Source organism: Kitasatospora sp. NPDC053308 (assembly GCF_055585785.1).
In genome coordinates, this window is sequence record NZ_JBVJJY010000002.1 from 265,441 (window position 1) to 290,341 (window position 24,901).

Genomic DNA, 24,901 nt, shown 5'->3' on the forward strand with positions numbered 1-24,901 from the left:
CGCTCCGCCCCTCGCGCCCGCTCCGCCCCTCGCGCCCGCTCCGCCCCTCGCGCCCGCTCCGCCCCTCGCGCCCGCTCCGCCCCTCGCGCCCGCTCCGCCCCTCGCGCCCGCTCGGCCTCGGTGTCGGCGAGTGCGTGCAGGCGGTCCCGTACGGCGGTGAGCTCCTCGACGTCCACGCCGGTTCCGTACCAGCCGTCGCCGTGGCGCAGTGCCCGGCGCAGTGCGGCGTCACTGTGGCCGCCGATCCAGACCGGAGGGCCGCCGGGGGTGACCGGGGGGACGCCGAGCCGGGCCGCGCGCAGGGTGGTGAACGGCCCGTCGAAGTCGGCGGGGCGGGACGACCAGAGCGCCCGGGCGGCGGCGAGGTGGTCGTCGGTACGGGTGCCGCGCTCGCGCACGGGGACGCCGACGGCCGCGAACTCCTCCGGGTTCCAGCCGGTGCCGACGCCGAGGACCAGCCGGCCGCCGGACACCACGTCGAGGGTGGCCGCCTGGTTGGCCAGCACCGCCGCCGGGTAGTACGGCGCGACGAGCACGGAGGTCACCAGCCGCAACCGGGTGGTGGCGCCCGCGACGGCGCCCAGCAGGACGAACGGGTCGGTGTCGAGGCCGAGCCCGCTCTCCAGGAGGCGGTTGCCGACGGCGACGTGGTCGAAGCCCAGCTCCTCGGCGCGCCGAGCGGCGCGGAGAAGTCCGGCTCCGTCGTCCGACGGGCGGTCGGGCTGGAGCGAGACACCGATGCGGAGCCGGGGCACGGCGGGGCCTTTCGACGGGAGCGAGTGAACCGGTGGGGCGGTCGGCGCTCGGGCCGGCCGCCCACGGGTTCTCAACTCCTGTGCGGGCCACGATCATTCCGTCGGGGCGGGGCGGGGCGGGGCGGGGCGGGGCAGGTTGCGGTGCGTCGGCGGGTGCGGGGCGCTCTTCGGGGGCGCGGCTCCGCTGTGCGGAACCGCGCCCCGGTCAGGTCACTTCTTCGGGGCCGCCGAGGGCGACATCGAGGCGTGGGGGGTGGCGCTGGGCGCCGCGCTCGGGGTGCCCGTCGCGGTCGGGGCCGGGGTCGGGCAGCCGGGGGTGCCGGTCGGCGTCGCCGTCGGGGTGCCGGTGGGCGTGGCCGTGGCCGTGGGCGTGGCCGTGGGCGACGGGGAGCCCGTCGGGGTGGGCGTGCCCGTGGACGAGCCGGTCGGGGTGCCGGTGGGCGTGGCCGTCGGGTCCGGGCAGGCCGTGGGGGTGCCGGTCGGGGTGCCGGTGGGCGTGGCGGTCGGGGTGCCGCTGGGCGTGCCGGTCGGGGTGGTCGTCGCGGTCGGCGACGGCGAACCCGTGGGCGTGGGTGTGGTGGTGGGGCTGGGGTCCGTCGTCGGCGGCGCGGTCGGGGACGGCGAACCGGTCGGCGTCACCGGCGTGCTGGGCTCCTGCGTCGGGGTCGGCGTCGGAACCGGCGCGGTACCGGTGCCCGCCGCGCCGCCGGTCGTGGGGCCGCCGACCGTCGGGAGGTACGGCGAGGGCAGCGAGGAGGACGGCGTCGGGGAACCGGCGCGGTTCGGGACGGTGGTCACCGTGCCGCTGCCGTAGTGGGCCATCCAGTTGCGGACCGTCCGCAGGTACTCGCCCGAGTTGTTGTAACTGAGCACCGCCCGGTCGAGCTGGGCCGGGTCGGCGAGGTCGCGGCCGCCGGCGCAGAGGTAGCGCCCGGCCGCCTCGGCGGCGTCGAAGACGTTGTTCGGGTCGGCCTTGCCGTCGCCGTTGGCGTCCACGCCCCAGGAGGCCCAGGTGGACGGGATGAACTGCATCGGGCCGACGGCACGGTCCCAGCGGGAGTCGCCGTCGTAGCGGCCGCCGTCGGTGTCGGGTATCGCGGCGAAGCCGTTGCCGTCCAGGGCCGGGCCGAGGATCGGGGTGAGGGTCGTGCCCGCCGCGTCCACCTGGCCGCCGTTGGCCTGGCCGGACTCGACCTGGCCGATGGCGGCCAGCAACTGCCAGGGCAGGTGGCAGCCCGGCGAGCGCTGCGCCAGCGAGGTCTCGGCCTGGCGGTAGGCGGCCAGCACGGTGGCGGGCAGCGCGGGGCCGGTGGCGGCGAACGGGCCGGCGGCGGGCGCGCCGGGCAGCGCGCCCGGCGGCTGCGGGAACAGGAGGGTACCGCCACCGTCGGCCGGGACTCCCGTGCCGGGTATACCGGGTGAGGGGGTGCCGAACGGGGAGGAGGCCGTGCCCTGGCCGCCGTCCTGGGCGGTGCCGTTGGCCGGCCCGGTGTCGGCGGCCGCGACCGGCGCGAGCCCGAGGCCCGGCACCTGGGAACCGGTCAGCGCGGCCAGCGCGGCGAGGGCCGCCGCCGTGCCCGTGACCCGCTTGCCGACCCGGACCTTGCGCCCGCCTCGGGCGCTGCCGAACCTCACCGTCATCCGCTTCCCCTCCCCGTCGCCGTCCGGTCCACCCCGGAACGGTTGAGCTGTCGTCATCGTGCCCGTCCACCCGAGGACGGGAGCCGCCACCGGACGATTAGTATCACGACGATCTGACAGGGACGGGGTGACCTGGAGACGGCCGGGACCCCTCCGAGCGGTTGATTCGGCACGACAGCGGGGCTCCGGACGCGACCAGGTCGCAACCCGGGTGTCCTCCGAGCGTTCCCCGGCTCGCCGGGCGGCGGCATGTCCCCTGCTGCTACCGGGAGTTGACCAGGGCCCCGACGGAGGTGGGGCGGACGCCCGCGGGCCCGCGCGGGCGGTTCGGAGCACGAGGGTGGTACGGGCGCGGCGTTTCGGGCTCCCCGGCGGCGCCCGCGGCCGGACCGCCTGACCTGCCGGAACCTCCGGGGTGCGGTCGGCACGCCCTAGCAGGACGGGCCCCCGCGCGCCAGGGTGCGTCCCCAACTCGCCCCTGGACGGGTGACGTTCCGGTGAAAGTGGGCATGCCAGGAATCGCCGCCCGGCATGCTGTGCCGCGTGACGATGCGGATGGAGGTCCAGACCGTGAGCCCGAACCTGCCGGAGACCGTCGCCGAGGGAGCGGTCGTCCTGCCGGCGCCACCTCGGGTCGTGGACGACCTGGCGCGTGACCTGACCCAGGCCGCCGCCGCCGTCCGGGCGGTGTCGCGCGGCTGCCGCACCGGCGGGGACGTCGCGGTCGCCGCGTACACCGCCGTGGTGTGCACCGGACTGTCGGCCGCCCGCGCCCTGGAGGAGGCGGCCGCCTGGTGCCGGCAGGCTCCGGAGGCCGAGGTGCACTCCCTGGCCTGGGCGCGGGTACCGGGACACCGTGAGGACGTCCACGAGTACCGCGTCACCATGGCCGTCAGCTTCCCCGACGACGAGACCGGGGAGCACCTCGGAGACACCCACCACGCCCACCGCTGAGGCCGTATCATCGCCCCATGGATGAGGGGGGTACGAACGACGTGGTGGAGGACGGTACGGTCGGCGCGGCCGGCGCCGGGGCGACGGACGGTGTCGGAGGCGGCGCCGGGGCGACGGACGGTGTCGGGGGCGGCGACCCGAAGGAGCTCTCGCGGGGCGCCGCCGTCGCGGCCGCCGTCCTGGCCGCGCTCTGCGGGGCGGCGGTGCTGCTGGCCGTGTTCCACTGGCTGGGCTGGAGCGTCCCGGGGATCGGCTGGCTCGTCGCCAAGCTCGGCATCAAGCTGGCCGTCGGCGGCTTCGCCGCGGTGGGCGTCGGTCTCGCCTGGCTCCGGGCCAGGCTGCGGCCCCGGGCCCGGACCTGACCGAGCTCCGGGCCCGGACCTGACGGAGCCCCCGGCCCGGACCTGACGGAGCCCCCGGCCCGGGCCCCGGGGCCCGGGGCCGACCGGAGGCCGGGGCCCATGCCGGAGCGGGGCCGGGAGTCGGGCTGGAGCCGTCAACTCGCCTGCGGAGAGGCGCAGGTGAGGTCATGCGCCGGTGCCCGGTCGTCCAGCAGGTACCGCTCGACCACGTCGGTGACGCAGGAGTTGGGCCCGGGGTACTGGCCGTGGTCGCCGTTCCCGGTGACGGTCACCAGCCTGGAGCCGCGCAGGGCGCGGTGGGCGCCGAGCGCCGCTTCGTAGTAGGTCGCCGGGTCGTGCACCGAGTTGAGCATCAGCGTGGGCGGCAGGTGGGCGCCGGTGACCTTCACCGTGGGTGCCGGGGCGACCGGCCAGGCGGCGCAGACCGCGCCGAAGGCCAGCGTCCGGGCGCCGACCAGCGGCAGGCGGGCGGTGTTCTCGGCGCCGCGCCGGACCCAGGTGGCCAGGTCCCTGGTCCACGGGGTGTCGGAGCAGGTCACCGAGAAGTACTCGGCGAGGAACTCCGGGCTCAGGTAGCTGTTGAACGTCTTCGCGGCCGCCGTCCTGGTGGCGGCGTCGGCGGTCTGCCAGGAGTCGAGGACGGTCAACAGCCGGGCGAGGTCGGGGAAGTGGGCCGCCGAGTAGATCGCCGAGATCGCCACGTCGTCCAGCTGGTTGGGGCCGATCGTCAGTGCGCCCTCGACGATGGGGGCGTCGTGCAGCACGGCGCGCCGCTGCTCCCAGTGCGCCCGGACCTGCTCCGGGGTCGAGCCCCAGTGGTAGGTGGCGTCCCGGGCCGCGAGCCAGGGCACGAAGTCCTCGTCGAAGCGGCGCTGGAAGCTCATCGGCTGGCCCAGCTGGAAGTTCTCCCAGGTGCCCTCGAAGCCGATGTTGCTGTCCAGCACCATCCGTTCGACCCGGTGCGGGAAGAGCGCCCCGTAGTAGGCGCCGATCATCGAGGCGTAGGACGGGCCGAAGTAGCTCAGCTTGCGCTCGCCGAGCAGGGAGCGGAACAGGTCGATGTCGTGGGTGGTCTGCTCGGTGTTCAGATAGGGGATCAGGTCGCCGCTGCGCTCCTGGCAACCGGCGGCCAGCTTCTCGGAGTTGGCGATCACGCGGTCGATCGCGGCGGGCGACTGGTCGCGGTAGTCGCCGGCTAGGAAGTCCCGGAACTCCTCCGGAGTCTGGCACACGGCCTTGGTGCTCGCGCCGACTCCGCGCTGGTCGAAGCCCACGATGTCGTACGCAGCGCCGACGGCCGGGGCCGCCTCGGCCAGTCCGGCGGGGCGCAGCAGGCCTGAGGCGCCGGGGCCGCCGGCCGCCATCAGCAGCGTGCCCTTGCGCCGGGCCGGGTCGGTGGCGCGGTGCCGGGAGACGGCGATGGTCAGGTCGGCGCCGACGCCGGGGTGGTGCCAGTCGCGCGGGGCGGCCATGGTGGCGCAGTCCAGGGCGGGCCGGTCGGCGCAGGGTTGCCAGTCGAGGGTCTGGTGGGTGTAGCGGCCGGGTGCCGGGGTGGCGTCGCCCGGGTCGCGGGCGGTGTCGGCGCGGGCGGTCGTGGGCAGGGCCAGGCAGGCCAGGACGGCGGCGGCCACGGCGAGCGCGGTACGCCGGCCCCGGGGCGTGGTGGTGGCCGGGGCGCTGGTGCCGGTGTGGGTGGTGGCGGGAGTCCGGGTGGTGGTCACGGGATCGATCCTGCCGGGCCCGGTCCTGACGATCGATCACGTACGCGACAGTCTTCGGGGTGGTGCTGGGTGCACCTCCGCCCGGGCGCGGGGTGCAGCGTCCGGGCGGCGACGGTCGGCGGCGGCCCCGCCCCCCCGCTCGGGGCCGCCGCCGGTCAGTACCCGGCGGTGAACCGGGTACGGCGGTGGGTGGGCGTCTCGACCTCGTCCAGGAGGGCGACGGCGAGGTCCTCCATGGAGATCGCCGAGCGGCCGTCGGCGTCGACCAGCAGTTCGTCGCGGCCGAGCCGGAACCGGCCGGTGCGCAGGCCCGGTTCGAGCAGGGCTGCCGGGCTCAGGTACGTCCAGTCGACGTCGGGGCCGGCCGCGCGGTAGTGCGCGAGCTGCTCGTTGCAGGCCAGCGCGATCGGGCGGATCGCGGCGGGGAAGTCGGGGTTTTCCACCAGGGTGGCTCCGCCGGTGCCCGGGACGGTGAGGCTGCCCGCGCCGCCGACGGCCAGCAGTCGTGTGCCCGTCCCGGCGACTCCGGCCAGCAGGCCCTTGGTGGCGACGGCCAGTTCGTGCTCGCTGCCGGGCGCCGGACGGGTCGCGGTGATCAGCACGTCCTGCCCGGCGGCTATCCGGGCGACGTCCTCGGCGTTGCGGGCGTCGCCGACGGTCACGGCGAGGTCGGAGGGCAGGTCGTGCGGTTTGGCCCGGTCCCGGACGACGGCGGTGACCTCGTGGCCGCGGGCGAGGGCCTCGGCCACGACCCGGCGGCCGACGGTGCCGGTGGCGCCGAACACGGTGATGCGCATGCGAGTTCTCCTGGGGTGAGAGGGGCGAAGAGGGGTGAGAGGGGCGATGGAGGGCGGAAGCGGCGATGGAGGGTGTGCGGGGCAGGGCGGTACGGGATCGGGATCCAGGCGGCCGGGTCAGGCGGGCTCGCGCACCGGAGGTGCGGTGGCCGGGCGGGCCGGCGGTGCCGACGGCCCGGCGGCGCCCGGTCGTCGGGTCTGGGCGACGACGAGCGAACCGAGCACGACCAGCGCGCCGAGCGCCTGCAGCGGGCTGAGGTCCTGGCCGAGGGCCAGCCAGCCGATCCCGGTGGCGACCACGGGGCTGAGCAGGGCGAGGAAGGAGACCGAGGTCGGCGTCAGCGCCTGGATCCCGCGGAACCACAGCGCGTAGGTGAAGGCCGCGCCGATCAGGCACAGGTAGGCGTAACCGAGCAGGTTGGCGGCGCTGTAGTGGGTCGGCGGCGCGCCCTCGGCGAGCAGGGTGACCGGGAGCAGCAGCAGTCCGCCGGCGGTGAGTTGCCAGCCGGTGGTGGCGAGCAGCGGGGCCGGGGAGGCCCAGCGCTTGGAGAGGACGACGCCGGCGGCCATGACCACCGCGCCGCCGAGCGCGGCGGCAACCCCGACGGCGTCCAGCCGCGCGTCGGCCCGCAGGACCAGCAGGCTGACGCCCGCGACGCCCGCGATGCCGGACAGCACCGTGCGCAGGGTGAGCCGGTCGCCGAGGACGGCCGCCGAGAGGCCGGCGGTGATCAACGGCCCGACGGCGCCGACGGTGGCCGCGATGCCGCCGGGGAGGCGGTAGGCGGCGGTGAAGAGCAGGGCCTGGAAGGCCCCGATGTTGAGGGCGCCGAGGACGAGCGAGCGCCACCACCAACCGGCCTGCGGCAGGCGGCGGGTGAGGGCGATCAGCAGCAGACCGGCGGGCAGGCAGCGGATGACGGCGGCGAGCAGCGGACGGTGCGGCGGGAGCAGTTCGGTGGTGACGAGGTAGGTCGTCCCCCAGATGGCGGGGGCGAGGGCCGTCACCAGCACGATGGCGAGGCGATGTCTTAGCACTAAGCCAATGTAGCTCAGCGCTAAGGTAATTTCCGTCCGCATCCGAGGTGGCGTGGCTCACAGTTACCTCACCGCTAAGGAACCCAGTCGGAATCGCCTACCCTGGAGCGGTGACAGATCATGTGGACCGCGTCGTCGCGCAGTGGGCCGTCGAGCGGCCCGACCTGGACGTCTCCCCGATGGAGGTGTTCGGCCGGCTCAAGCGCCTCTACCGCTTGGTGGACGCGGCGCTCAACCGCACCTTCGCCGAGCACGGTCTGGACGCCGCCTCCTTCGACGTCCTCGCGACCCTGAAGCGCAGCGGCCCGCCCTACCGCCTCACCCCCACCGGACTGATGCAGTCCGCCATGGTCACCTCCGGCGCCATCACCCAGCGCCTCGACCGGCTGGAAGCCCGGGGCCTGGTCACCCGGACGCGCAGCGACCAGGACGGCCGCAGCCGGGAGGTCGCCCTCACCCCCGAGGGCCACGCCCTCATCGAGCGCGCCCTGCCCGACCACCTCGCCACTGAGGCCGAACTCCTCGCCGGGCTGGACGACGCCCGGACCGCGGCCCTGGTCGACGCGATGCGAACCCTGCTCGCCGCCCTCGGGGACGGCGAGGGCTAGCGGCGAAGCTCCGCCCGCCGGCACCCGGCGTCCCCCGGCTGCCTCGTCGATCTGTCCGCGTCCAGGTCTCCGAGGCAGCCGTCCCCACCGGTCAGCGGTCCGCCGGCCGGGTACTCGGCTCGGCGACGACGTGGATCTCGTGGACGGCGTTCCGGTCGCCGCCGAGCGGCTGGACGCGCCCGGCGGAGTCGGTGGCCCGGCAGCGGATGCGGTGCGGGCCAGGGGCGAGGTCGTAGCGCAGCCGGAAGCGCTGCCAGGCCGGGTCCGGCCCGCGCCGGTCCAGCGCGGCGGGCTGCCAGCCGGCGTCGTCCACGGCGACCTCGACGGACGTCACCTCGGTGGAACTCCAGGCGTACCCGGCCAGTTCGAGGGTCCCGGCCGGGACGGAGCACCCGTCGCCCGGGGCGAGCAGCTTGCTGTTGACGTCCTTCTCGCGCACCGGCCGGGCCTCGCTCTCGCCGGGCAGGACGCGGGTGTAGAGGCGCGTGGTGAAGAGGTGGTCGGGGCGCTCGGCGGCCAGCACGATCCGGGTCAGCCACTTGACCGAATTGGTGCCGAACATCCGGGGTGCCACCGCCCGCAGCGGGTAGCCGTGGTCCGGGCGCAGCGGTTCGCCGTTCATGCCGTGCGCGAGGACCACCTCGGCGGCCGCCTCGTCCAGGGGCAGGTCCTTGAGGTAGCGCACGCCGCTCTCACCCGCGAAGTCGCCCGCATCGGCGCCCTCCAGCCAGACGTGCCGGGCCTCCGGGCGCGGGCGGGCGAGCTCCAGCACGGCGGCGAGCGGGACGCCGGCCCACTCCAGATTGGTGACCGCCCGGGTCGGCACGGTGGGGTGCAGCGGGTTGCCGAAGCACTCGTGGACGGCGGTGAAGCGGGTCTGCGGCAGGCCCCGGAGGGTCGGGAAGTCCAGCCGCAGCGGCCGCTCCACCAGGCCCTCGACGGTGAGCGACCAGCTCGCCGGATCGAGCCGCGGGTGCGGACCGAGGTGGTTGCGGATGAACACGTCCTCGACCGGGGTGCGGAAAAGGTCGGGTGTCGGCGGGTCGGTCCTGATCATCGGTCATTCCCCCGTGTCGATCTGTGCGTTGCGTGCGGTCGACGGTACAAGGAGCACCTGACATCGCGCGGGCCGGGGCCCGGGGAAGGGAGCTGCGGCCGGGGCCGGGGCCGGGCCCGGGGCTGCGGCCGGCATCGGGCGCCCCGGCGACCGGCGCGGGGCACGTGGCGGGTGACCCGGTCGGCGTAGCGCGGCGCGCGGGCCGGGTGGGGTGCTGCGATCTTCGGAGGGCACCCGGCCGTGCCCGACCGCCGGGGACGCGTCGTCGCGAGACCGTGGAGGCCCCGGATGTGGCAGGCACCCCCCGCCCCCGTCAGCCGTGAGTGGCTCCCGGTGCTGGACATGCCGGCGCCCGGCCCGCAGAACCGCTGGACGGTGCTGCTGCGCGCCCTGCTGCTGATCCCTCAGTTCGTGGTGGTGTGGGTGCTGTCGGTGGTGGCGTTCTTCGCCACCGTCATCGGCTGGTTCGGTGCGCTGGTGCTCGGCCGGCTGCCCGGTTTCGTCGCGGACTACCTGGCCGGGTACGTGCCGTACGAGACCCGCGTCACCGCGTACCTGATGCTCACGGTGGACCGCTATCCGCCGTTCCGGTTCCGGGCCCCCGAGTACCCGGTGCAGGTCGGACTGGAGCCCGGCGAGTTGAACCGGCTCGCCGTCCTGTTCCGCATCGTCCTCGTCATCCCGGCCTCGATCGTGCAGGGCCTGGTGAACGCCGGGTGGTGGGCGGTGTCCTTCGTGCTCTGGCTCGTGGTGCTCGTCCTCGGCCGGATGCCGCAGGCGCTGTATGAGGCGACGACCGCCATCCTGCGCTACCGGATGCGGTACACCGCCTACCTGGTGATGCTCTCCTCGGCCTACCCCAAGCGCCTGTTCGGCGACGAGCCGGGCAGCGAACCGGACGGCCCGGTGTCGGCCACCCGCCCGCTGGTCCTCAGCGGTGCCGGTCGCGGCCTGCTCGTCGCCTTCGTCATCCTGGGCCTGGCCTCCTGGGCGACGAGTTCCGTCACCGCCACGGTGAACTCGGACGACGACGGCGACACCACCAACCCGACCCAACGCGTCGTCGCGCCCCTCGTGCCGGGCCCGCTGATCCGGCAGGACGGACTTCGCTAGTCTGATCGGATGACCGACAAGCTGGTGCACCGTTACCGCGGGGCTTTGGCACCCCTCCTGGCGCCCGGGGAACGGCTGCTGGACGTGGCCACCGTCTACCCGGTCGCCGGAGCCGAGGGACTGGGGGACGGGCTGGGCGCCCGGCTCGGCAACAAGCTGGGGCGGATGGGCGCGGTGTCGGGGGCGGCGGGCAGCCTGGCCCACGGCTTCCCCACCGGTGAGGGCGCGGCGCTCCACAAGCTGCTCATGGTCACCGACCGGCGGGTCGCCTTCGTCTCCGCGCGTGACATCCGGAAGGCCGGCGAGGTGCTCTGGCACGTACCGCGCCACCTGGTCGCACGGATCGAACGCCGCCCGAGGACGCAGGCGATGGCCCGCTTCCGGCTGCACTTCGCGGACGGTTCGGCGGTGGCGGCCCTCACCCCGCGTCGGCGCACCATCGAGGCCCTCGCCGACCAGCTGGGACGGTAGGCGCCACCGGCGGCTCATGAGCTTCTCTCATGGGGTGCGGGCATGAGCTCGTCTCATGGGCCGACGCCATGAGCGCTTCTCATGGGCGCACGCACCGATGAGCTCCTCTCATGGCCCAGGCCCATGAGCTTCGTTCATGACCCCGTGCATGAGCCCGGCTCATGGCCCGTCCGGGTGACTGCGGCTCACGGCTCGACCGCCACCGCCTTGAAGAAGGTGTAGTGGAACGTCCCGCCCGGCTCGGCCGCGCGACGCAGCTCCGTGATGCCCCGGTCGAAGGCCGCCGGTGTGGTGAGCCCGGCGGCCAGCGCCTCCGCCCGGACGGCCTCGACCATCGCGACGAAGGTCCGCCGGGTGAAGCCCTCCGTCAGCGCCGGACGGCCGCCGTCGGCGTAGACCGTCCGTGGACGGACGTCCACCTCCGCGAAGCCGGCCGCCGTCAGCAGCGGGTACAGACGGCGGCCGAGCAGCCCGTCGCCGCCGCCGTCGGCCTGGAGCCGGACCAGGTGGTCGATCGTCCGGCGGGCGGCCGGGCTCTCCGGGTGGAAGAAGGCCGAGCCGTGGTCGCCCTCGATCACCGTGATCGTCCCGCCCGGCCGCAGTACCCGGCGCAGAGCGGCCAGCGCGGCCGCCGGATCGGGCAGGTGTTCCAGCACGAAGCAGAGGAAGACGTGGTCGAACGCGTCGTCCGGGAACGGCAGGCGGTGCAGGTCGCCGTGGTGCCAGGAGACGTTCGCGGCCGGCGCCTGCGCCGCCACCCGGGCGCGGGCCTGCGCCAGCGACCCGGCCGAGAGGTCCACGGCGGTCAGCACGACCCCCGGGCTGTTGGCCAGCAGGTGCACCGTCTGCGCCCCCACCCCGCAGCCCGCCTCCAGCACCCGGCTGCCCGCCGGGAACACGGTGTCCGCGTGCAGCAGCCCGGCGAGGGTGTCGGCCTGGTCGCCGAGGCGCCGCGCCTCGGTGTCCGAGTATCCGTGGACGTAGTCGTGGACGTACTCGTGAAACCGGTCCCGGTCGTCAGCGTGGCTCGGTTCGTCCATGCGGTCCTGGTCGTCAATACGGTCCTGGTCGTCAGTGCGGTCGTGGTCGCCGGCGCGGCCGCGGCCGTGGTCGGTGTTCCCGGCGAGTGCCGTTTCCGTGGTCATGGCCCCACCCTCGCGCCACTATGGTCCGGTGAACAGGTCCAAAGCCGCCGCATCCGACCGGTCCAAAGAGGCCGGTGCCGACTTCCTCCAGCTCGACACCGCCGACGCCCCGCCCGGCGGACTCACCGACTGGCTCGCCCGCCGGCTGCGCGAAGCCGTCGCCGACGGGCGCCTGACGACCGGCAGCCGACTGCCCGCCAGCCGGGTCCTGGCGGCCGAACTCGGCGTCTCCCGAGGAGTGGTGACCGACGCCTACCGGCGCCTGGCCGAGGAGGGCCAGGTCTCCGGGCAGGGCCGCGGCGGCACGGTCGTCGTCGCCACCCCGGTCCCCGCCGCCACCCCCGCCCCCCGGTCGCCCCGCGCACCGCAGGCGGCGCCCGCCCTCTTCCGGGACGACCCGGACCCCGAGGTGTTCGACCTCCTGCGCGCCACCCCCGCCCGGATCGACCTCACCCCCGGCGTCCCCGACCTCGCCGCCTTCCCCCGCACCGCCTGGCTGCGCGCCGAACGCGCCGTCCTCGACGGCCTCGCCGCGCAGGACCTCGGCTACGGGGACGTCCGCGGCACCCCGGACCTGCGCCGGGCCGTCGCCCACTGGCTCGCCCGCAACCGGGGCATCCGCGCCGACCCCGAGGAGGTGCTGATCGTCGCCGGCACGGCCCAGGCCCTCGCCCTGCTCGGCCGCGCCCTCGACCGGGCGGGCATCACGGAGGTCGCGGTCGAGGACCCGGGCTCGCTCGGCGCCCGTCAGCACCTCGCCCACTGGCTCGCCGCCACCCCGCCCGTCCCGGTGGACGCCGAGGGCATCCGGGTCGACGCCCTGCGCGCCACCGGCGCCCGGGCCGTCCTGCTCACCCCCGCCCACCAGTACCCGACCGGCGTCGTCCTCGGCGGCGACCGCCGGCGCGAGCTGCTGCGCTGGGCGGCGGAGGGCGGTCTGGTCATCGAGGACGACTACGACGCCGAGCACCGCTACGACCGTCCGCCCGTCCCGGCGCTGCGGGCCGTCCTGCCGGATCGGGTCTGCTACGCGGGCAGCATCTCCAAACTGCTCGCCCCCGCCCTGCGCACCGGCTGGCTGCTCGTCCCCGACCGCCTCCGGGACGCCGTCCTCGACGCCAAACGCTTCGCCGACCTCGGCAACCCGGCGCTGCCCCAGCTCGTCCTCGCCCGCCTGATGGAGTCCGGCGAACTCGACCGGCACCTACGGCTGCTGCGCCGCCGCCACCGCCGCCGCCGGGACGCCGTGATCGCCGCGATCCGCGCCCACCTCCCCGGGGCCACCGTCCACGGCGCGGCGGCAGGCCTCCACCTGATGCTCACGCTGCCGGAGCGACTCGGCTGCACCGACACCGAGTTGGCCACCGCGGCGCTGGCCCGGGGCGTCAAGGTCCAGCCCCTCTCCTGGCACGCCCGCCTCCCGTACCCACCCGGACTGGTGGTCGGCTACGCGGCGCTCTCGCCGTCCGACCTCGCCGAAGGCATCGCGGTCCTGGGCGACCTGGTCCGCCGCGCGGGGTGAGCCCGCTGCCGCGTCGGGTACGGGTACTCAGACGAGGAGGGGACGGCTACTCATGCGCCGACCGGCCGCCACCGGGCACGATGCCGGGCATGGAGAACGTTTCCCGCACTGCCGATCCGCGTCCTGCCGGCACGCGTCCTGCCGATCCGCGTCCTGCCGGTCCGCGTCGCATGGCCGCCCCGCTGGTCACCGGCCTGGCGCTGTCGGTCGCCCTGGCGCTGTCGGTGGTCCTGGCGACGAGTGCGATGGCGTTCGGCCGCGCCTGGACGAAGGAGTGGGAGGGCGAACCCTTCCCGACAGCCGACCCGTCCGCCACGGCGAAGCACCTGAACGATCGCGCCCTGACCGTCTTCGACGCCCTCGGCCTGCCGCCGACCGCGGTGCTCGACGCGAGGTCCACCGCCGACATCGAGGCGGACGTCTACGACTGCCACCGCCGCGGGCTCGCCCATGTCCTGGACGGTCTCGACGCCTCCGCTCCGCCCGCGCTCCGCACCGCCAGGATCCACGCGGGCTTCACCGTCGCGGGGCTCACCGACTCCCAGGGGCAGACGGCGCTCCTCCGGGCGCAGCGGACGCTGACCGGGCAGGGCTGGGTGGTCGCCGACTCCACCGGATCCGGCCGCGCCGGCCTCCACCTGACGCCGCCGGCCCCGGGCCCCGGCGGCCTCACCGCGGCCGTGTCCGTCTGGTACGACAAGGGCTACCTCGACATCCATGCCGGGACGGAGTGCGCCCACTACCCCGACGACACCGCCGTGGACCGGGAGGGCAAGCCGCAGGGCCTGCCCGACCTCGTCCTCCCAGCACAGCTCCGGCGCGGATGAGCGCCGAGTCGACCGCTACCCGGCGCCGCCCGGCGCCGTGCCACCAGGGGGCCGCGATGCGAGCGAGCTTGGCGGGGCGCCGTCGGGCAGCTCACGGTCCGGCCCGCGGACGGCGTTCCGAGGACGCTGCACGGTGGCGGTCGCGGAGAGGCGGCGGCAGCAGTCACCGGTGGCGGGTTCGGCACGCCGAGCCGTCGCCGGCGCGGCTCCGCCGTCCTGCGGATTCGGCAGCTCGGCCGTCCGATCCGACGCCCCGGGGCCACGACGTCCTCGCCCTTCCCCGTGGACCCGCACCCCGGCGGGGCGTGAGGCCAGGGGGCACGATCTGCAGCTCCGGTCGCTCGACCATCCGACCACTCAGGGTCGGTCGTCAGGCTCCTGACGTCCGCCCGGAAGGCGGGCCGGAGGAGGGTTCGACCCACGCAACCCTCGTCCCGCGCGGTGCACGGTCGGTCGGGATCCCGGAAGGCTCCGGCGCGGGGAAGGGCCGGCGGCCGTGCTCCCGGGTACGCTGACGGGCCGTAGACCCGCTGTCGACCCAGGAGGCGTGATGGCCCGGCTCCGGCGAGTCGTCCGGTTCGGTGCGGTGCTGGCGGTCCTGGGGGCCGCGCTCGGGCCCGCCTCGATCGGGGCGGCGTCCGCATCGCGCAACGCGCACCCCGAGAGGACCGCCGCCATGGCCGCCCTGGAGCACGAGCAGTCCCGCACGCTCGCCGGACGGCGGATCGTGCTCTCGTACGCGGGTCCGACGCCTCCTCCCGGGGTCCTGCGGACGATCCGGGAGGGCCGCGCGGCGGGGGTGATCCTGTTCGGCGAGAACATCACGGGCCCGGAGCAACTCGCCGAGGCGGTGGCCGCCTTGAAGCAGGCCGCCGCCGAGGCGCCGAACCCGCGCCCGCTGCTGCTGATGACCGACCAGGAGGGCGGCATGGTCCGGCGGCTGCCCGGGGCGCCGGAACTCTCCGCCCGCCGCACCGGATCGGCCGCGGACCCGGTGAACGCCGCACTGTCCTCGGGCAGCGGCGCCGCCCGGAACCTCACCGACGCCGGGCTGAACGTCAACCTCGCCCCGGTGCTCGACGTCTACGCCACGCCGGACAACTTCATCGACCACCACGAGCGTTCCTACAGCCAGGACCCGGACACGGTGGCCCGGTTGGGCAGTGCCTTCCTCGCCGCCCAGCAGGTGCTCGGCGTGGCGGCGACGGCCAAGCACTTCCCCGGTCTCGGCACCGCGGCCCGCGAGGAGAACACCGACGAGCGCCCGGTCACCCTCACCGTCCCGCTGGAACAGCTCCGCGCCCGGGACGAAACGCCCTACCGGTCCGCCATCGCGGCCGGCGTCCGGCTGGTGATGGCCTCCTGGGCGGTGTACCCGGCCCTCGACCCCGAGCGCCCGGCCGGACTGTCGCCCACGATCATCCAGGGCGAACTCCGCGGCCGGCTCAAGTTCGGCGGCGTGACCGTCACCGACGCCATGGAGGCCGGCGCCCTCGCCCCGTACGGAGGCACCGGCTCCCGCGCGGTGGCCGCCGCGGGGGCCGGCATGGACCTGCTGCTCTGCTCCGCCCGTGACCCGCGGCAGGCCGAGGACGCCGCCGAGGCCCTGGCCGCCGCCCTCGACTCCGGACGCCTCGGCCGGGACGCCTTCCTCGCCGCCGTCGCGCGCGTCGACGCCCTGCGCGCCTCCCTCGGCTGACCCCGCCCACCCTGACCGGCGGCACCGCCCACCCCCTGGTCGCTCGGGGCCGGAGCGGGCTGCGGGGTCGATGGCGCGGGCGTCGCGGGCGTGGGCGCGGGCGCCGTCGATGTCGCGGGGGAGGGCTTCGGCGTCGAGGCAGTCGAGGGAGGCAGGCGAGGCGGCGGTCGGTGCCGGCGGCGAGCGGGGCGAGGTCGGCGATGACGGCCGCGGCCGTGGTGCGCAGGCGGTTCATCCGGGGGCAACGTGGCCGTCGCCCGGAGGGGTGCGCGGGTTCGACTGGGCGAGGGAGATCGCGCCATCGAAGGTCAGATTTCGGTCGCGGCATCGGTTCAATGGGCAAAAGCGGCTCGCGCCATGGGAATCGCATGGCACAGTCTCTGTCGTGGGCCTGTGAAATGTCATATGTGCCACGCCACCTGTCCTTGACCGTCCTCAAGCCCTCCGAGGAGGAGCCATGAACCGCATCGCCAGCATCGCGGCCGGTGTCGCCGGTGCCGCCGGTGCCGCCGCACTGCTCGCCGCGCCCGTGCCGGCGTTCGCCGCCGCCCAGCCGACTGCCGCTGCCCAGTCGACTGCCGCCGCCGTCACCACCTGCGGGTGGTCCGGCCTGCAGGCGGGGCTGTCCACCAAGGTCTGCGCCGACGTCACCGGTGACAGCGTCGTGCTGTACGGGCAGATCGGGCTGGCCGGTCCGCCGTCGCCGGGCACTCCGTGGCCGCCGGCGCCGGAGGAGCTGCTCACCCGCCTGTCGGCCGAGGTCGTCGGGGGTGGCACGCTCGGCGCGGTGAACGGCCGCACCGTGTTCCAGGTCAGCACCGTGCGGGTCGACGGGGGCACCGTGCACGCGCCGTGCGGTTCGACCGTGCACGCATCCTTCTCGGTCGAGGCGGTCTGGCGGGGACCGGCCCCGGTCACGGTCGATGTGCCGGTAGTCTGCTGACGGCTCGTCACGGTGGCCGCCGAGCCCGGGAGTTGGCAGCCTCCCGGGCTCGGCTTCGGCGTGTCCCGGCCAGGCTCCGACTGTGAGCCGGGTCACCTTCCGGGTGGGGCGGGGAGCCGGCGCGCTGTGACGACTTGAAGAAATCTTCATCTGTCGCGATGATGCCTACCGGCCGCGGCGCACGGACCCCGCCCGGCCGGGATGACCACCGAACCGGAACCGAGGGAGGCGCGCGGACGATGCCGGTCCCGCTGTACCAGGCCAAGGCGGAGTTCTTCCGCACCCTCGGGCACCCCGTGCGGATCCGCGTGCTGGAACTGCTCCAGGACGGACCCCGTCCGGTGCGCGAACTGCTGGCGGAGATCGAGGTCGAACCGTCCAACCTCTCCCAGCAGCTCGCGGTGCTTCGCCGCACCCAGCTGGTCACGGCCACCCGGGAGGGCAACACGGTGGTGTACGCGCTCAGCACCCCGGACGTCGCCGAACTGCTGCGCGCGGCACGCCGGATCCTGACCGAGCTGATCACCGACCAGGGCGTGCTGCTCACCGAGCTGCGCGCGGCCGGCGTCCGGCAGCCCCGCTGAACCGCACCCGCTCCGGACGCCCCGTCCGGACGCCCGATCCGGCTGAACGGCCGGGCTGAACGGACAGGCTGCACGGCCGGGCCGTACGAACCGAGGAGAACCACCCGCCATGAGCGACAGCACCAGCGAGGAGAAGAAGCGCCGCAAGGCGATGCTGATCCGTGCGGGCATCTACATCTTCGCCACCCACCTGTTCGCCGGCTTCGTCCTGCTGCTGTTCGCGCTCGGCGGCCGGAAGTAGCGCGTCGGCGCCGGCCCCGCTCGGCGCCTGCCCCGTCGGGCCGAGGCCCTGCCCGGCGGAACCCCCGCTCGCCCCGGTCTCGGCGCGGCCGTCCGGTCAGCGCGGCCGTCCCCCGTCCGGCACCTGGTAGCGGTCGCTGGTGCTGGTCCACGCCTGCACGCCGGCCACGAGTTCCCGGGTGCCGTCCAGGTACCACCGCCCCGCCGGGTGGCGGCGCCCGAGGTCGCGGCGCAGGGCCTCGTTCTCCCGCCGCAGACGCATCACCCGGTCCCGTACGGCGCGCACGGCACGGCTGCGGGTGCAGCCGCGGGCCCGCTGCAGGGTCAGCACGGTGTTGAAGGCGGCGGCGCTCTGCCGTTCCTCCCGCTCCAGCGAGTAGAGGTCGTTGATCAGGGTCGCGGCGTCGGCGGTGTTGGCGCGCAGCCGGTGCAGGGCGGGCTCCGCGTGCAGGGCGGCGGGGGCGTCGGCGCCGTGGACCCGTTCCAGTATGTTCATGAACGGGTAGAGGCAGCTGCCGTGCCGGCGCAGCCGCATGGTCTCGGCCAGGCCGAGGGCGGGGACGGTGCCGTGGGCGCGGTGGTGGGCCTCGGCGGGGAAGGTGGCCAGGCACGCGCGCCACTCCCGGGCGGCCCGGGCGCGCCAGGCGGGGGACATGGCGGCGCACTGGCGCTCCCACAACTCCCGCCAGGCGTCCAGCAGTCGTCCGTGCGGCGGTCGGGCGTCGGTGCCGTCGAGGACGGCGATCAGCGGGTCGACCAGGGCGTGCGCCTCGGCCGGGCGACGGCCGGGGCTGCCGTCGAAGCGGTCGTCCAGGACGGTGAACCACCCCAGCACGTCCACCAGGAGGTCGAGTTCGGCGCCGCGGGTGCGCGGGAAGGCGTGGCCGATCAGCTCGTGCAGGGCGTACGCCTGGTAGCCGGGGAGTTCGGCCGGGGCGAGCAGGCCGTGGCGCAGCACCCAGTCGGCGTGCCGGTCCGCGGCGGTGCGCAGCTCGCCGCGCGGGCGGGGTGGGAGCGGTCGCACCGCGAGGGGGAGTTCCGCGAGGGGCCGTTCGGCGAGGGCCCGCGACCGGAGGGCCCGCGGCGGGAGGGGCTCGGGGGCGGCGGTTAACGGACAGCCGGCGGGGACGGCGGGCTCGTCGGACGACGGCGCGGCACCGGTTCCGCGCGGTGTCCGCCGGTCGGCGGGCGCCTGGTCCCCGCCGGGCGTCCGCTGCTCGCCGGTCGGACGCTGCTCGCGCGGCGCCAGCCGGACGCGCAGCCCCTGCGCCTGGACCGTCGTCCAGACCACCTCCCGGGCCCGGGCCCCCGGCACGGCCACCGGCCGCCAGCGGCGCAGGATCGCGGCGGCCGCGACCGTCAGCTCCGCCCAGGCGAAGGCCTCCCCGATGCACTTGTGCTTGCCCGCCCCGAACGGCAGGAAGGACGGGCGCCCCGCGCCGCCGCCGTCCCGCCAGCGCTCGGGGCGGAAGGCGAGCGGGTCGGGGTAGCGCACCGGGTCGCGGTGCAGGGCCGTCAGGCTGTAGAGCAGCTCGGTGCCGGCCGGGATCCGGTACGGCCCGAGCTCGACCGGCACCCGGGCGGTGCGCATCAGGAAGGCGTTGGGTGCGTGCAGTCGCACCACCTCCTGGGTGACGCTGCGGGTGTAGTGGAGCCGGGCCAGCGCCTCGGGGGTGGGAACGGTGCCGGCGGGCAGGTGCTCGTCGAGTTCGGCGAGGAGGCGGGCCTCCACCTCGGGGTGGCGCAGCAGTTCGTCGAGCAGCCAGGTCAGCGTGGTGGAGACGGTCTCGGTGCCCGCGCCGAACATCGTGATCGCCTCGGACCGGACGTCGGCCTCGGTGAGCGGACGGCCGGTCGCCGGGTCGGTCGCGGCCCGCAGCAGGGCGGGCAGGGTGCTCCGGCCGTCGGCGGGATCCGTGTTCCTGGCGGGGCCGGCCGCCGCGGTGGGGCCGTTGACGGCCTGGTCGACGACCCGGTTGAGCGCCCGTACGGCGGCGGCGAAGCGGCGGTTGACGGGCAGTGGCAGCCGGGCGAGCACCGGGGTGGGGTAGAGCGACTGGACGATCTGGCCCTTCACCAGGTCCGGCAGCGCGCGGTGGAAGGCGAGGGTGGCGTCCTCGCTGAGCCTGGCGTCGAACAGGGAGCGGGTGACGATCTCCAGTGCGAGGTGGTTCATCTCCTTGGCGACGTCCAGGACTTGGCCGGGGCGCCAGCGTCCGGCCCGCTCCTCGGTGACCTGGTGCATCACGGCGAGGTACGCGCCCATCCGGTCCGGACCGAAGGCGGGCTGGATGATCCTGCGGCGGTCGCGGTGGGCCTGGCCCTCGGACATCAGCAGGCCGTCGCCGAAGGCGGTCTTCAGGGTGTCCTGGACGGCGCCGCGCGGACAGTCGTGGGCGAGCGCGACGAGCAGGGTGTGGACCAGCCGGGCGTCGGTGACGACGCAGACGGTGCGCGGTCCGAGCCGGATGCGGACGACACCGCCGTGGCGGGCCAGGGAGCCGAGGAAGCCGAGCGGGTCGCGGAGCAGGGCGGCGGCGTGCCCGAGGCCGGGGACCGCCCCGGGGGCGATCGGGGGGACGGCGGCCCGGACCAGGGGGGACGGGCGCGGCGCGGTTCTCGGCGGGACGATCCGTTTCGGGGTCTCGGTCCGCAGGGTCATGACACTACCTCTCACAGAGGGGCCGGCGCGGGCGGTGCCGGGAGGGCGTCAGCGGGCCGGCCGTGAGGCGGGGGGCCGGCCAACGCGGCCCCGCGCGCACCCCCGCTGTAGGGCGCACGCCATGGCAAACGCGCCGGTCCCACGGGCGTTGCGTCGAACGCGCGCGGATCACTCCAACGGCCGATCCCGCCGCCCCTTCCGCGCCCGCCCGGACGTCCGGGCTGACCTGCGCGGATGCCGGGGGCCGAAGGGTCCGGGACAGGGCCCCGCCGCAGGGTCTTTGGACCCTCGCCGCGCGGCCGCGCGAGGGCCAGCATGGTGGCGGAGAAGGAGGAACCCGATGACCCGTGTGCGCCACCGGCCCGCGCTCGACGTCCGGGTGGAGATCCGCCGCGAACCGCCGACGTCGCGGGCGCCGACCCCGGCGGCGACCGCATCCGGGTGCTCTACCGCCGCCATGACGGCCATGACGGCTTGATCGGACCGGTGTCGGGCGGCCGGATCGGGGCAGGAACCCTGTCGGCACTGAACTGACACGGCGACCACACGACCGCGCACGGGTACTCCACAGCACCGCGCGTGCACCACGAGCTCCAGTACTCCACGAAATCCAGTGCCGCGCGAACCCCAGTACTCCGCGAACCCCAGTACTCCACGAACTCCACGACAGGGAGCCGGGACCATGGACTGCGACGAGGTCATGCTGACCGTCCGGATCACCGCCGCCGAGCGCGCGCTGCTGCGCGAACTCGCCCGCGGGCACGGCGGCGACGTGTCCGACGTGGCGGTGGACGGTCTGCTGGAGGTCATCCCCGCGCTGCACGACGACTCCTCCGTCCTGCCGCTGCTGCGCGTCCTGGCCCGGCCCGCGCCCTTCGCCCTCACCCTGTGGCTGCCCGCCCCGGTCGCGGACCTGCTGCCGTTGCTCGGCGAGCTGCTCGCCAGGACCGGCGGTCCGGCGGCGGGCCCGGCCAGCGCCGCGCTCTCCGCCGCCCTGCGGCTCTGGCTCGCCGGGGACCGCGCCGCCCTGGTGGGCGCGCTGGCCCGGCTGCACGGCGGCTGCGACGCCGTCGAGGTGGCACGGCGCCCGGCCGTCGAGGCGGTGGGGGCCGTGGGGACGGTGGGGGCCGCCGCCTGAACGTCGGGCGGGAGACCGACGGGCGGGCGGCCGGCTGTCGTCTGACAGGTGTCGCTGGCATGTCCGGGGCGGAAAATCGCCTGGTCAGGGCACTGGTCAGCGCCCCTCCCCGGGTCTAGCATTCCGTCACGGCCGACGGAGTCGCGTGGCTCCGGGACTCCGTCAACGCGGCCGCCACCCCCCCCATGCCGGGGAGCGCATACCCCCCGAGTGCGCTCCCCGGCCCTGCCGTGCCCGGATGCCGTGGCTGTGTCGAGCCGCCCCGGGACGTGCTGGGCCGGGTCGCTCCCGGTCCGTGCGACCGGACCCGATCGGTCGTCAAGGTCTCTGCCCGACAACGTCGTCGGCGACGGTACCCGAACCACCCCTGCGTACCGGGCCCGAACGTCCGCTCGCCGCAGGCCGGTCGAACTGGTCGAAGATTTTCGCAAGAGGTTTCTGTTATCCCTGGTCGTCCGGTGCGCTCTCCGGAGTGTCGGAAGGCCCGGGCCCCCCTTCACCACGGGGCACGGGTCATCGCACGAGGAAAGGAACGCGATGGGACACCGGAGCAGCGAGCTTCGCCGGCGCAGGCGCCGCAGGCTCACCCGCAGGAGCACCCTGGTCGCCGCCCTGGTGGCGGCCGGACTGGTGGCGGGAACGCTCGGCATCCGCACCGCGCTGGAGCCGACGGGCGCGAACGGCGCCGTCACGGCCGCGGCGGACGCGGTCGACAACTCGGGGTCGGGGGCCGGGCTGGTCGGCGACGACGGCGGGCCGGGGGAGACCGGTACCGCCGAGGGCGCCACCCAGGCGCCCGCCCCGAAGCATGACGAGAAGCCCGTGCCGCTCAAGGCGATACCCAAGGACGAGCCCGAACGCGGCCTGGTCTACGCCGGATTGAGCCTGCCGGGCAGCGACCGCTGCGGCGGCACCCTGGAGGTCACCGGCAGCACCCAGTGCAGCCACGGTCCGGACGTCCCGCCCAAGGGCGTGGACATCCACCAGGACGTCGCGCCGGTCGCGGCCCCGGCCGCCCAGGCGCCCGCGCTGACGCCGACCGCCGGCGCCCAGCCGCCCGCGGCCGCCGACCTGCTGAAGGGCGCCGCGCCCGTCCTGGACGCCACCCAGAAGACCCTGCTCGGCGGCTCCGGCAGCGCCGCCGCCGACGCCCCGGCCGCCGGCTCGGCCCAGGGTGGCGCCCCGGCCGCGCCCGCGGGCTCGAAGCTGGTCTGCGAGGGCGACGGCAGCTCCGGCAACCGCGTCCAGGTGGTGTACGTGCACACCCCGGGCAACGACCGCTTCGCCCAGTACCTGGCCTCGTTCAAGAAGTGGGCCGCCGACGTCGACGTCATCTACAACGCCAGTGCCGCGGAGACCGGCGGCGAGCGGCACGTCCGCTTCGTCACCGAATCCGACTGCACCGCATCGGTGTTGAACGTGCAGATCTCCGACTCCGAGATCCAGGACTTCAACGCGAGCAACCGGGCCCTCGCCGCGCAGGGGTTCAACCGCAAGGACCGCAAGTACATGATGTTCACCGACGCCAAGGTGTACTGCGGGATCGGCACCTTCGCCGGGGACGAGCGCCCCAGCCAGGACAACCTGAGCAACTTCGGCCCCTCGTACGGCCGGACCGACTCCGGCTGCTGGAGCGGCAGCACCGCCGCGCACGAACTCGGCCACAACCTGGGCGCGGTGAACAACAGCGCCCCCAACTCCAGCAAGGCCGGGCACTGCGTCGACGAGTGGGACATCATGTGCTACTCGGACGCCCCGAACTACCCGCAGATGCGGACGGTGTGCCCGGACCGCGCCCATGACGACCGGCTGGACTGCAACCACGACGACTACTACAACACCTCGCCCGCACCCGGCAGTTACCTCACCACGCACTGGAACGTCGCGAACAACCGCTTCCTCATCTCCGGCGGCGGCACCGGTCCGAACCCCACGCCCACCCCGACTCCGACGCCCACGCCGACCCGCACCCCCTCGCCCACCCCGACGCCCACCGGCGGCACCACCCCCTCGCCGACCGGCTCCCCGTCGCCGACCGCGACCCCGACTGCGACCCCCACGCCGACCTCGACCCCGACTCCGGGCAACACCGGTCCGGCCGTGAGCGTCAGCCAGGTCACCCAGAACTCGGCCGTGTTGAGCTGGGCCGCCGCGCCCGCCGCGGCCGGCTACGACGTGCTGCTGAACGGCCAGACGATCGGCACCGTCCGCGCGACCGTGGTCGGCGTGGTCCGCCTCGCGCCCGGCACCTCGTACACCGTGGCCGTCGCCGTCCGCGACGCCGCCGGTGCGGTCGGCAAGCCCGGTCGCGCCGCCACCTTCCGTACCGTCACCGACGCCGGGCGCCCGCAGCCCGGTGCGAACTACACCATGGTCAACGGCCTCACGGGCCAGGCGGCCGACCTGTGGGGCAGCTCGATGAACGACGGCACGGTGGCCATCGCCTACCAGCGCACCGGTTACGCCAACCAGAAGTGGCAGTTCGAGGACGCCGGGAACGGCGCGGTGCGGATCAAGTCCGCGCGCTCCGGCAAGTGCCTGCAGCTGGGCGGCGCCCCGGTGGCCGGCCAGTACGTCGCCCAGCAGCCCTGCTCCGACGCGGCCGCGCAGAAGTGGCAGCTCAACGCCGCCGACGGCGGTTTCACCGTGACGGCGGACGGCGGTTCGCTGGTGCTGGGGCTCGGCAACCGCTGGTACTACGGCGGTTGGCTCCTGGAGCTGCAGCAGCCGAACGGCAAGCCCTACCAGAACTGGTCGCTGCTGAAGACCACGTGACCAGGACACCGGTGAGCCCGTGAACCGCAGGCGGGCCCACGAGCCCGCCGGTCCGGCTCGTCCGCCGGGTGCGGCCGCCTCCCACGCCGGGGCGGCCGCACCCGGCCCCCTGCTTCCCGCACCCGTCCCCCACCGCCACGAGGAACACCCGTCATGCGCAACCGCACGCTCCTCGCCGCCTGCGCCCTGGCCGCGGCGGCCGTCCTGCCCGCCGCCTCACCCGCCGCCGCCCACGGCGACAGCGTCCACCTCGACGTGACCGGCCAGCAGAACGGACACGTCACCACCGTCGCGACCTGGGAGAACGACCACGACCCGGTCACCGCGGACTTCGCCGGAACGCTCTCCGCCACCGCCGCGGACGGCCGCACCGCGGGCCCCTGGCGGCTGATCACCGTCCCGGGCCGGCCGGGGACGTACACCACCCGGGAGATCCTGCCCGCCGGGCACTGGCAGGTGACGGTGGACTGCGCCTTCCCCTCGCTCGGCCACGCCCAGCGCGAGCTCGACGTCGAGGCGGCCGTCATCGACGACCCGGTGCCCGCGGGCACGGCGGCCGCGTCGCCGACGGCCGCGTCGCCGACGGCCGCGTCGCCGACGGCCGGGGCCGCCGGCACGCCGCCGGGCGGGAGCACCACCGCTACCGCGCCCGTCCCGGCGCCGACCGTCGGGCCGGTGACCACGACCGCCCCCGCGCCGGTGCGGACCCCCACCGGCGCCGCCGCGGCCGCCTCGGACTCCCCCTCCGACACCGCCACTTGGGCCGCCATCGGCACGGCCGCCGCAGCCGTCCTCCTGGTCGGCACCGGTCTCTGGCTCCGCCGACGCCGCCGCGCCTGAGGACCCACG

The 24,901-nt window shown here is 75.5% G+C and carries 23 protein-coding genes; 15 read left to right on the forward strand and 8 right to left on the reverse strand.

The window, feature by feature from the left end; translation table 11 throughout:
• Together ACZ6Y7_RS06475 and ACZ6Y7_RS06480 are read right to left on the reverse strand one after the other, a co-directional pair.
• Positions 1-755 (reverse strand): TIGR03619 family F420-dependent LLM class oxidoreductase (locus tag ACZ6Y7_RS06475; RefSeq protein ID WP_465756695.1); only part of this gene is annotated, 755 nt, incomplete at its 3' end.
• Between the two features lie 210 nt (positions 756-965).
• The gene (locus ACZ6Y7_RS06480; protein WP_465756696.1) at positions 966-2,396 is read right to left on the reverse strand and encodes a lytic transglycosylase domain-containing protein; all 1,431 of its coding nucleotides are present in this window, start codon (positions 2,394-2,396) and stop codon (positions 966-968) included.
• Positions 2,397-2,939: 543 nt separating this feature from the next.
• Here ACZ6Y7_RS06480 and ACZ6Y7_RS06485 point away from each other — a divergent pair.
• Entirely contained in the window at positions 2,940-3,350 is a 411-nt protein-coding gene (locus tag ACZ6Y7_RS06485) for a hypothetical protein (RefSeq protein WP_465756697.1), read from the forward strand.
• A 17-nt stretch (positions 3,351-3,367) separates the two neighbouring features.
• Entirely contained in the window at positions 3,368-3,712 is a 345-nt protein-coding gene (locus ACZ6Y7_RS06490) for a hypothetical protein (protein WP_465756698.1), read from the forward strand.
• A gap of 134 nt (positions 3,713-3,846) precedes the next feature.
• Here ACZ6Y7_RS06490 and ACZ6Y7_RS06495 read toward each other — a convergent pair whose 3' ends face one another.
• The 3 genes from ACZ6Y7_RS06495 to ACZ6Y7_RS06505 all read right to left on the reverse strand — a co-directional run bounded on the left by ACZ6Y7_RS06495 (position 3,847) and on the right by ACZ6Y7_RS06505 (position 7,268).
• Positions 3,847-5,433: an alpha/beta hydrolase gene (locus ACZ6Y7_RS06495; protein ID WP_465756699.1), complete on the reverse strand. Its 1,587-nt coding sequence runs from the start codon at positions 5,431-5,433 to the stop codon at positions 3,847-3,849.
• 155 nt (positions 5,434-5,588) lie between these two features.
• Positions 5,589-6,230, reverse strand: a complete 642-nt coding sequence (locus ACZ6Y7_RS06500) for an NAD(P)-dependent oxidoreductase (protein WP_465756700.1) — start codon at positions 6,228-6,230, stop codon at positions 5,589-5,591.
• A 117-nt stretch (positions 6,231-6,347) separates the two neighbouring features.
• Entirely contained in the window at positions 6,348-7,268 is a 921-nt protein-coding gene (locus tag ACZ6Y7_RS06505; protein ID WP_465756701.1) for an EamA family transporter, read from the reverse strand.
• A gap of 110 nt (positions 7,269-7,378) precedes the next feature.
• On the opposite strand from ACZ6Y7_RS06505, the gene ACZ6Y7_RS06510 reads away from it, so the two are divergent.
• A complete protein-coding gene (locus ACZ6Y7_RS06510) occupies positions 7,379-7,876 on the forward strand; it encodes a MarR family winged helix-turn-helix transcriptional regulator (protein ID WP_465756702.1) in 498 nt (165 codons plus the stop codon).
• 91 nt (positions 7,877-7,967) lie between these two features.
• Here ACZ6Y7_RS06510 and ACZ6Y7_RS06515 read toward each other — a convergent pair whose 3' ends face one another.
• The gene (locus ACZ6Y7_RS06515) at positions 7,968-8,933 is read right to left on the reverse strand and encodes a molybdopterin-dependent oxidoreductase (protein WP_465756703.1); all 966 of its coding nucleotides are present in this window, start codon (positions 8,931-8,933) and stop codon (positions 7,968-7,970) included.
• A 288-nt stretch (positions 8,934-9,221) separates the two neighbouring features.
• On the opposite strand from ACZ6Y7_RS06515, the gene ACZ6Y7_RS06520 reads away from it, so the two are divergent.
• Positions 9,222-10,046 carry a DUF4389 domain-containing protein gene (locus ACZ6Y7_RS06520; RefSeq protein ID WP_465756704.1) on the forward strand — a complete coding sequence of 275 codons (825 nt, stop codon included), beginning with the start codon at positions 9,222-9,224 and terminating at the stop codon, positions 10,044-10,046.
• A 9-nt stretch (positions 10,047-10,055) separates the two neighbouring features.
• A complete protein-coding gene (locus ACZ6Y7_RS06525; RefSeq protein ID WP_465756705.1) occupies positions 10,056-10,517 on the forward strand; it encodes a hypothetical protein in 462 nt (153 codons plus the stop codon).
• Between the two features lie 185 nt (positions 10,518-10,702).
• Here the strand turns inward: ACZ6Y7_RS06525 and ACZ6Y7_RS06530 are convergent, their stop codons facing one another.
• On the reverse strand, positions 10,703-11,662 hold the full coding sequence (locus tag ACZ6Y7_RS06530; protein WP_465756706.1) for a methyltransferase domain-containing protein: 960 nt from the start codon (positions 11,660-11,662) through the stop codon (positions 10,703-10,705).
• A gap of 28 nt (positions 11,663-11,690) precedes the next feature.
• Here ACZ6Y7_RS06530 and pdxR point away from each other — a divergent pair, with 28 nt between their 5' ends.
• From pdxR to ACZ6Y7_RS06560, 6 genes are all read left to right on the forward strand, one after another.
• On the forward strand, positions 11,691-13,184 hold the full coding sequence (pdxR, locus tag ACZ6Y7_RS06535) for a MocR-like pyridoxine biosynthesis transcription factor PdxR (RefSeq protein WP_465756707.1): 1,494 nt from the start codon (positions 11,691-11,693) through the stop codon (positions 13,182-13,184).
• A gap of 170 nt (positions 13,185-13,354) precedes the next feature.
• Entirely contained in the window at positions 13,355-14,011 is a 657-nt protein-coding gene (locus tag ACZ6Y7_RS06540) for a hypothetical protein (RefSeq protein WP_465756708.1), read from the forward strand.
• A 550-nt stretch (positions 14,012-14,561) separates the two neighbouring features.
• Positions 14,562-15,710 carry a glycoside hydrolase family 3 N-terminal domain-containing protein gene (locus tag ACZ6Y7_RS06545; RefSeq protein WP_465756709.1) on the forward strand — a complete coding sequence of 383 codons (1,149 nt, stop codon included), beginning with the start codon at positions 14,562-14,564 and terminating at the stop codon, positions 15,708-15,710.
• A 457-nt stretch (positions 15,711-16,167) separates the two neighbouring features.
• On the forward strand, positions 16,168-16,653 hold the full coding sequence (locus tag ACZ6Y7_RS06550) for a hypothetical protein (protein WP_465756710.1): 486 nt from the start codon (positions 16,168-16,170) through the stop codon (positions 16,651-16,653).
• A gap of 239 nt (positions 16,654-16,892) precedes the next feature.
• Positions 16,893-17,237 carry an ArsR/SmtB family transcription factor gene (locus ACZ6Y7_RS06555; protein WP_465756711.1) on the forward strand — a complete coding sequence of 115 codons (345 nt, stop codon included), beginning with the start codon at positions 16,893-16,895 and terminating at the stop codon, positions 17,235-17,237.
• A 109-nt stretch (positions 17,238-17,346) separates the two neighbouring features.
• Complete coding sequence (locus tag ACZ6Y7_RS06560; RefSeq protein ID WP_402212557.1) at positions 17,347-17,478, forward strand: DUF6126 family protein; 132 nt, start codon at positions 17,347-17,349, stop codon at positions 17,476-17,478.
• 96 nt (positions 17,479-17,574) lie between these two features.
• Here the strand turns inward: ACZ6Y7_RS06560 and ACZ6Y7_RS06565 are convergent, their stop codons facing one another.
• Positions 17,575-20,139: a cytochrome P450 gene (locus ACZ6Y7_RS06565; RefSeq protein WP_465756712.1), complete on the reverse strand. Its 2,565-nt coding sequence runs from the start codon at positions 20,137-20,139 to the stop codon at positions 17,575-17,577.
• A 340-nt stretch (positions 20,140-20,479) separates the two neighbouring features.
• Here ACZ6Y7_RS06565 and ACZ6Y7_RS06570 point away from each other — a divergent pair, with 340 nt between their 5' ends.
• From ACZ6Y7_RS06570 to ACZ6Y7_RS06585, 4 genes are all read left to right on the forward strand, one after another.
• Positions 20,480-20,617 (forward strand): hypothetical protein, encoded by a 138-nt coding sequence (locus ACZ6Y7_RS06570; RefSeq protein ID WP_465756713.1) that lies wholly within the window; start codon positions 20,480-20,482, stop codon positions 20,615-20,617.
• Between the two features lie 204 nt (positions 20,618-20,821).
• Positions 20,822-21,277: a hypothetical protein gene (locus ACZ6Y7_RS06575; protein WP_465756714.1), complete on the forward strand. Its 456-nt coding sequence runs from the start codon at positions 20,822-20,824 to the stop codon at positions 21,275-21,277.
• A 537-nt stretch (positions 21,278-21,814) separates the two neighbouring features.
• Positions 21,815-24,052: an RICIN domain-containing protein gene (locus ACZ6Y7_RS06580; RefSeq protein WP_465756715.1), complete on the forward strand. Its 2,238-nt coding sequence runs from the start codon at positions 21,815-21,817 to the stop codon at positions 24,050-24,052.
• Positions 24,053-24,205: 153 nt separating this feature from the next.
• Positions 24,206-24,892, forward strand: a complete 687-nt coding sequence (locus ACZ6Y7_RS06585) for a hypothetical protein (protein WP_465756716.1) — start codon at positions 24,206-24,208, stop codon at positions 24,890-24,892.
• Positions 24,893-24,901: the final 9 nt, after the last annotated feature.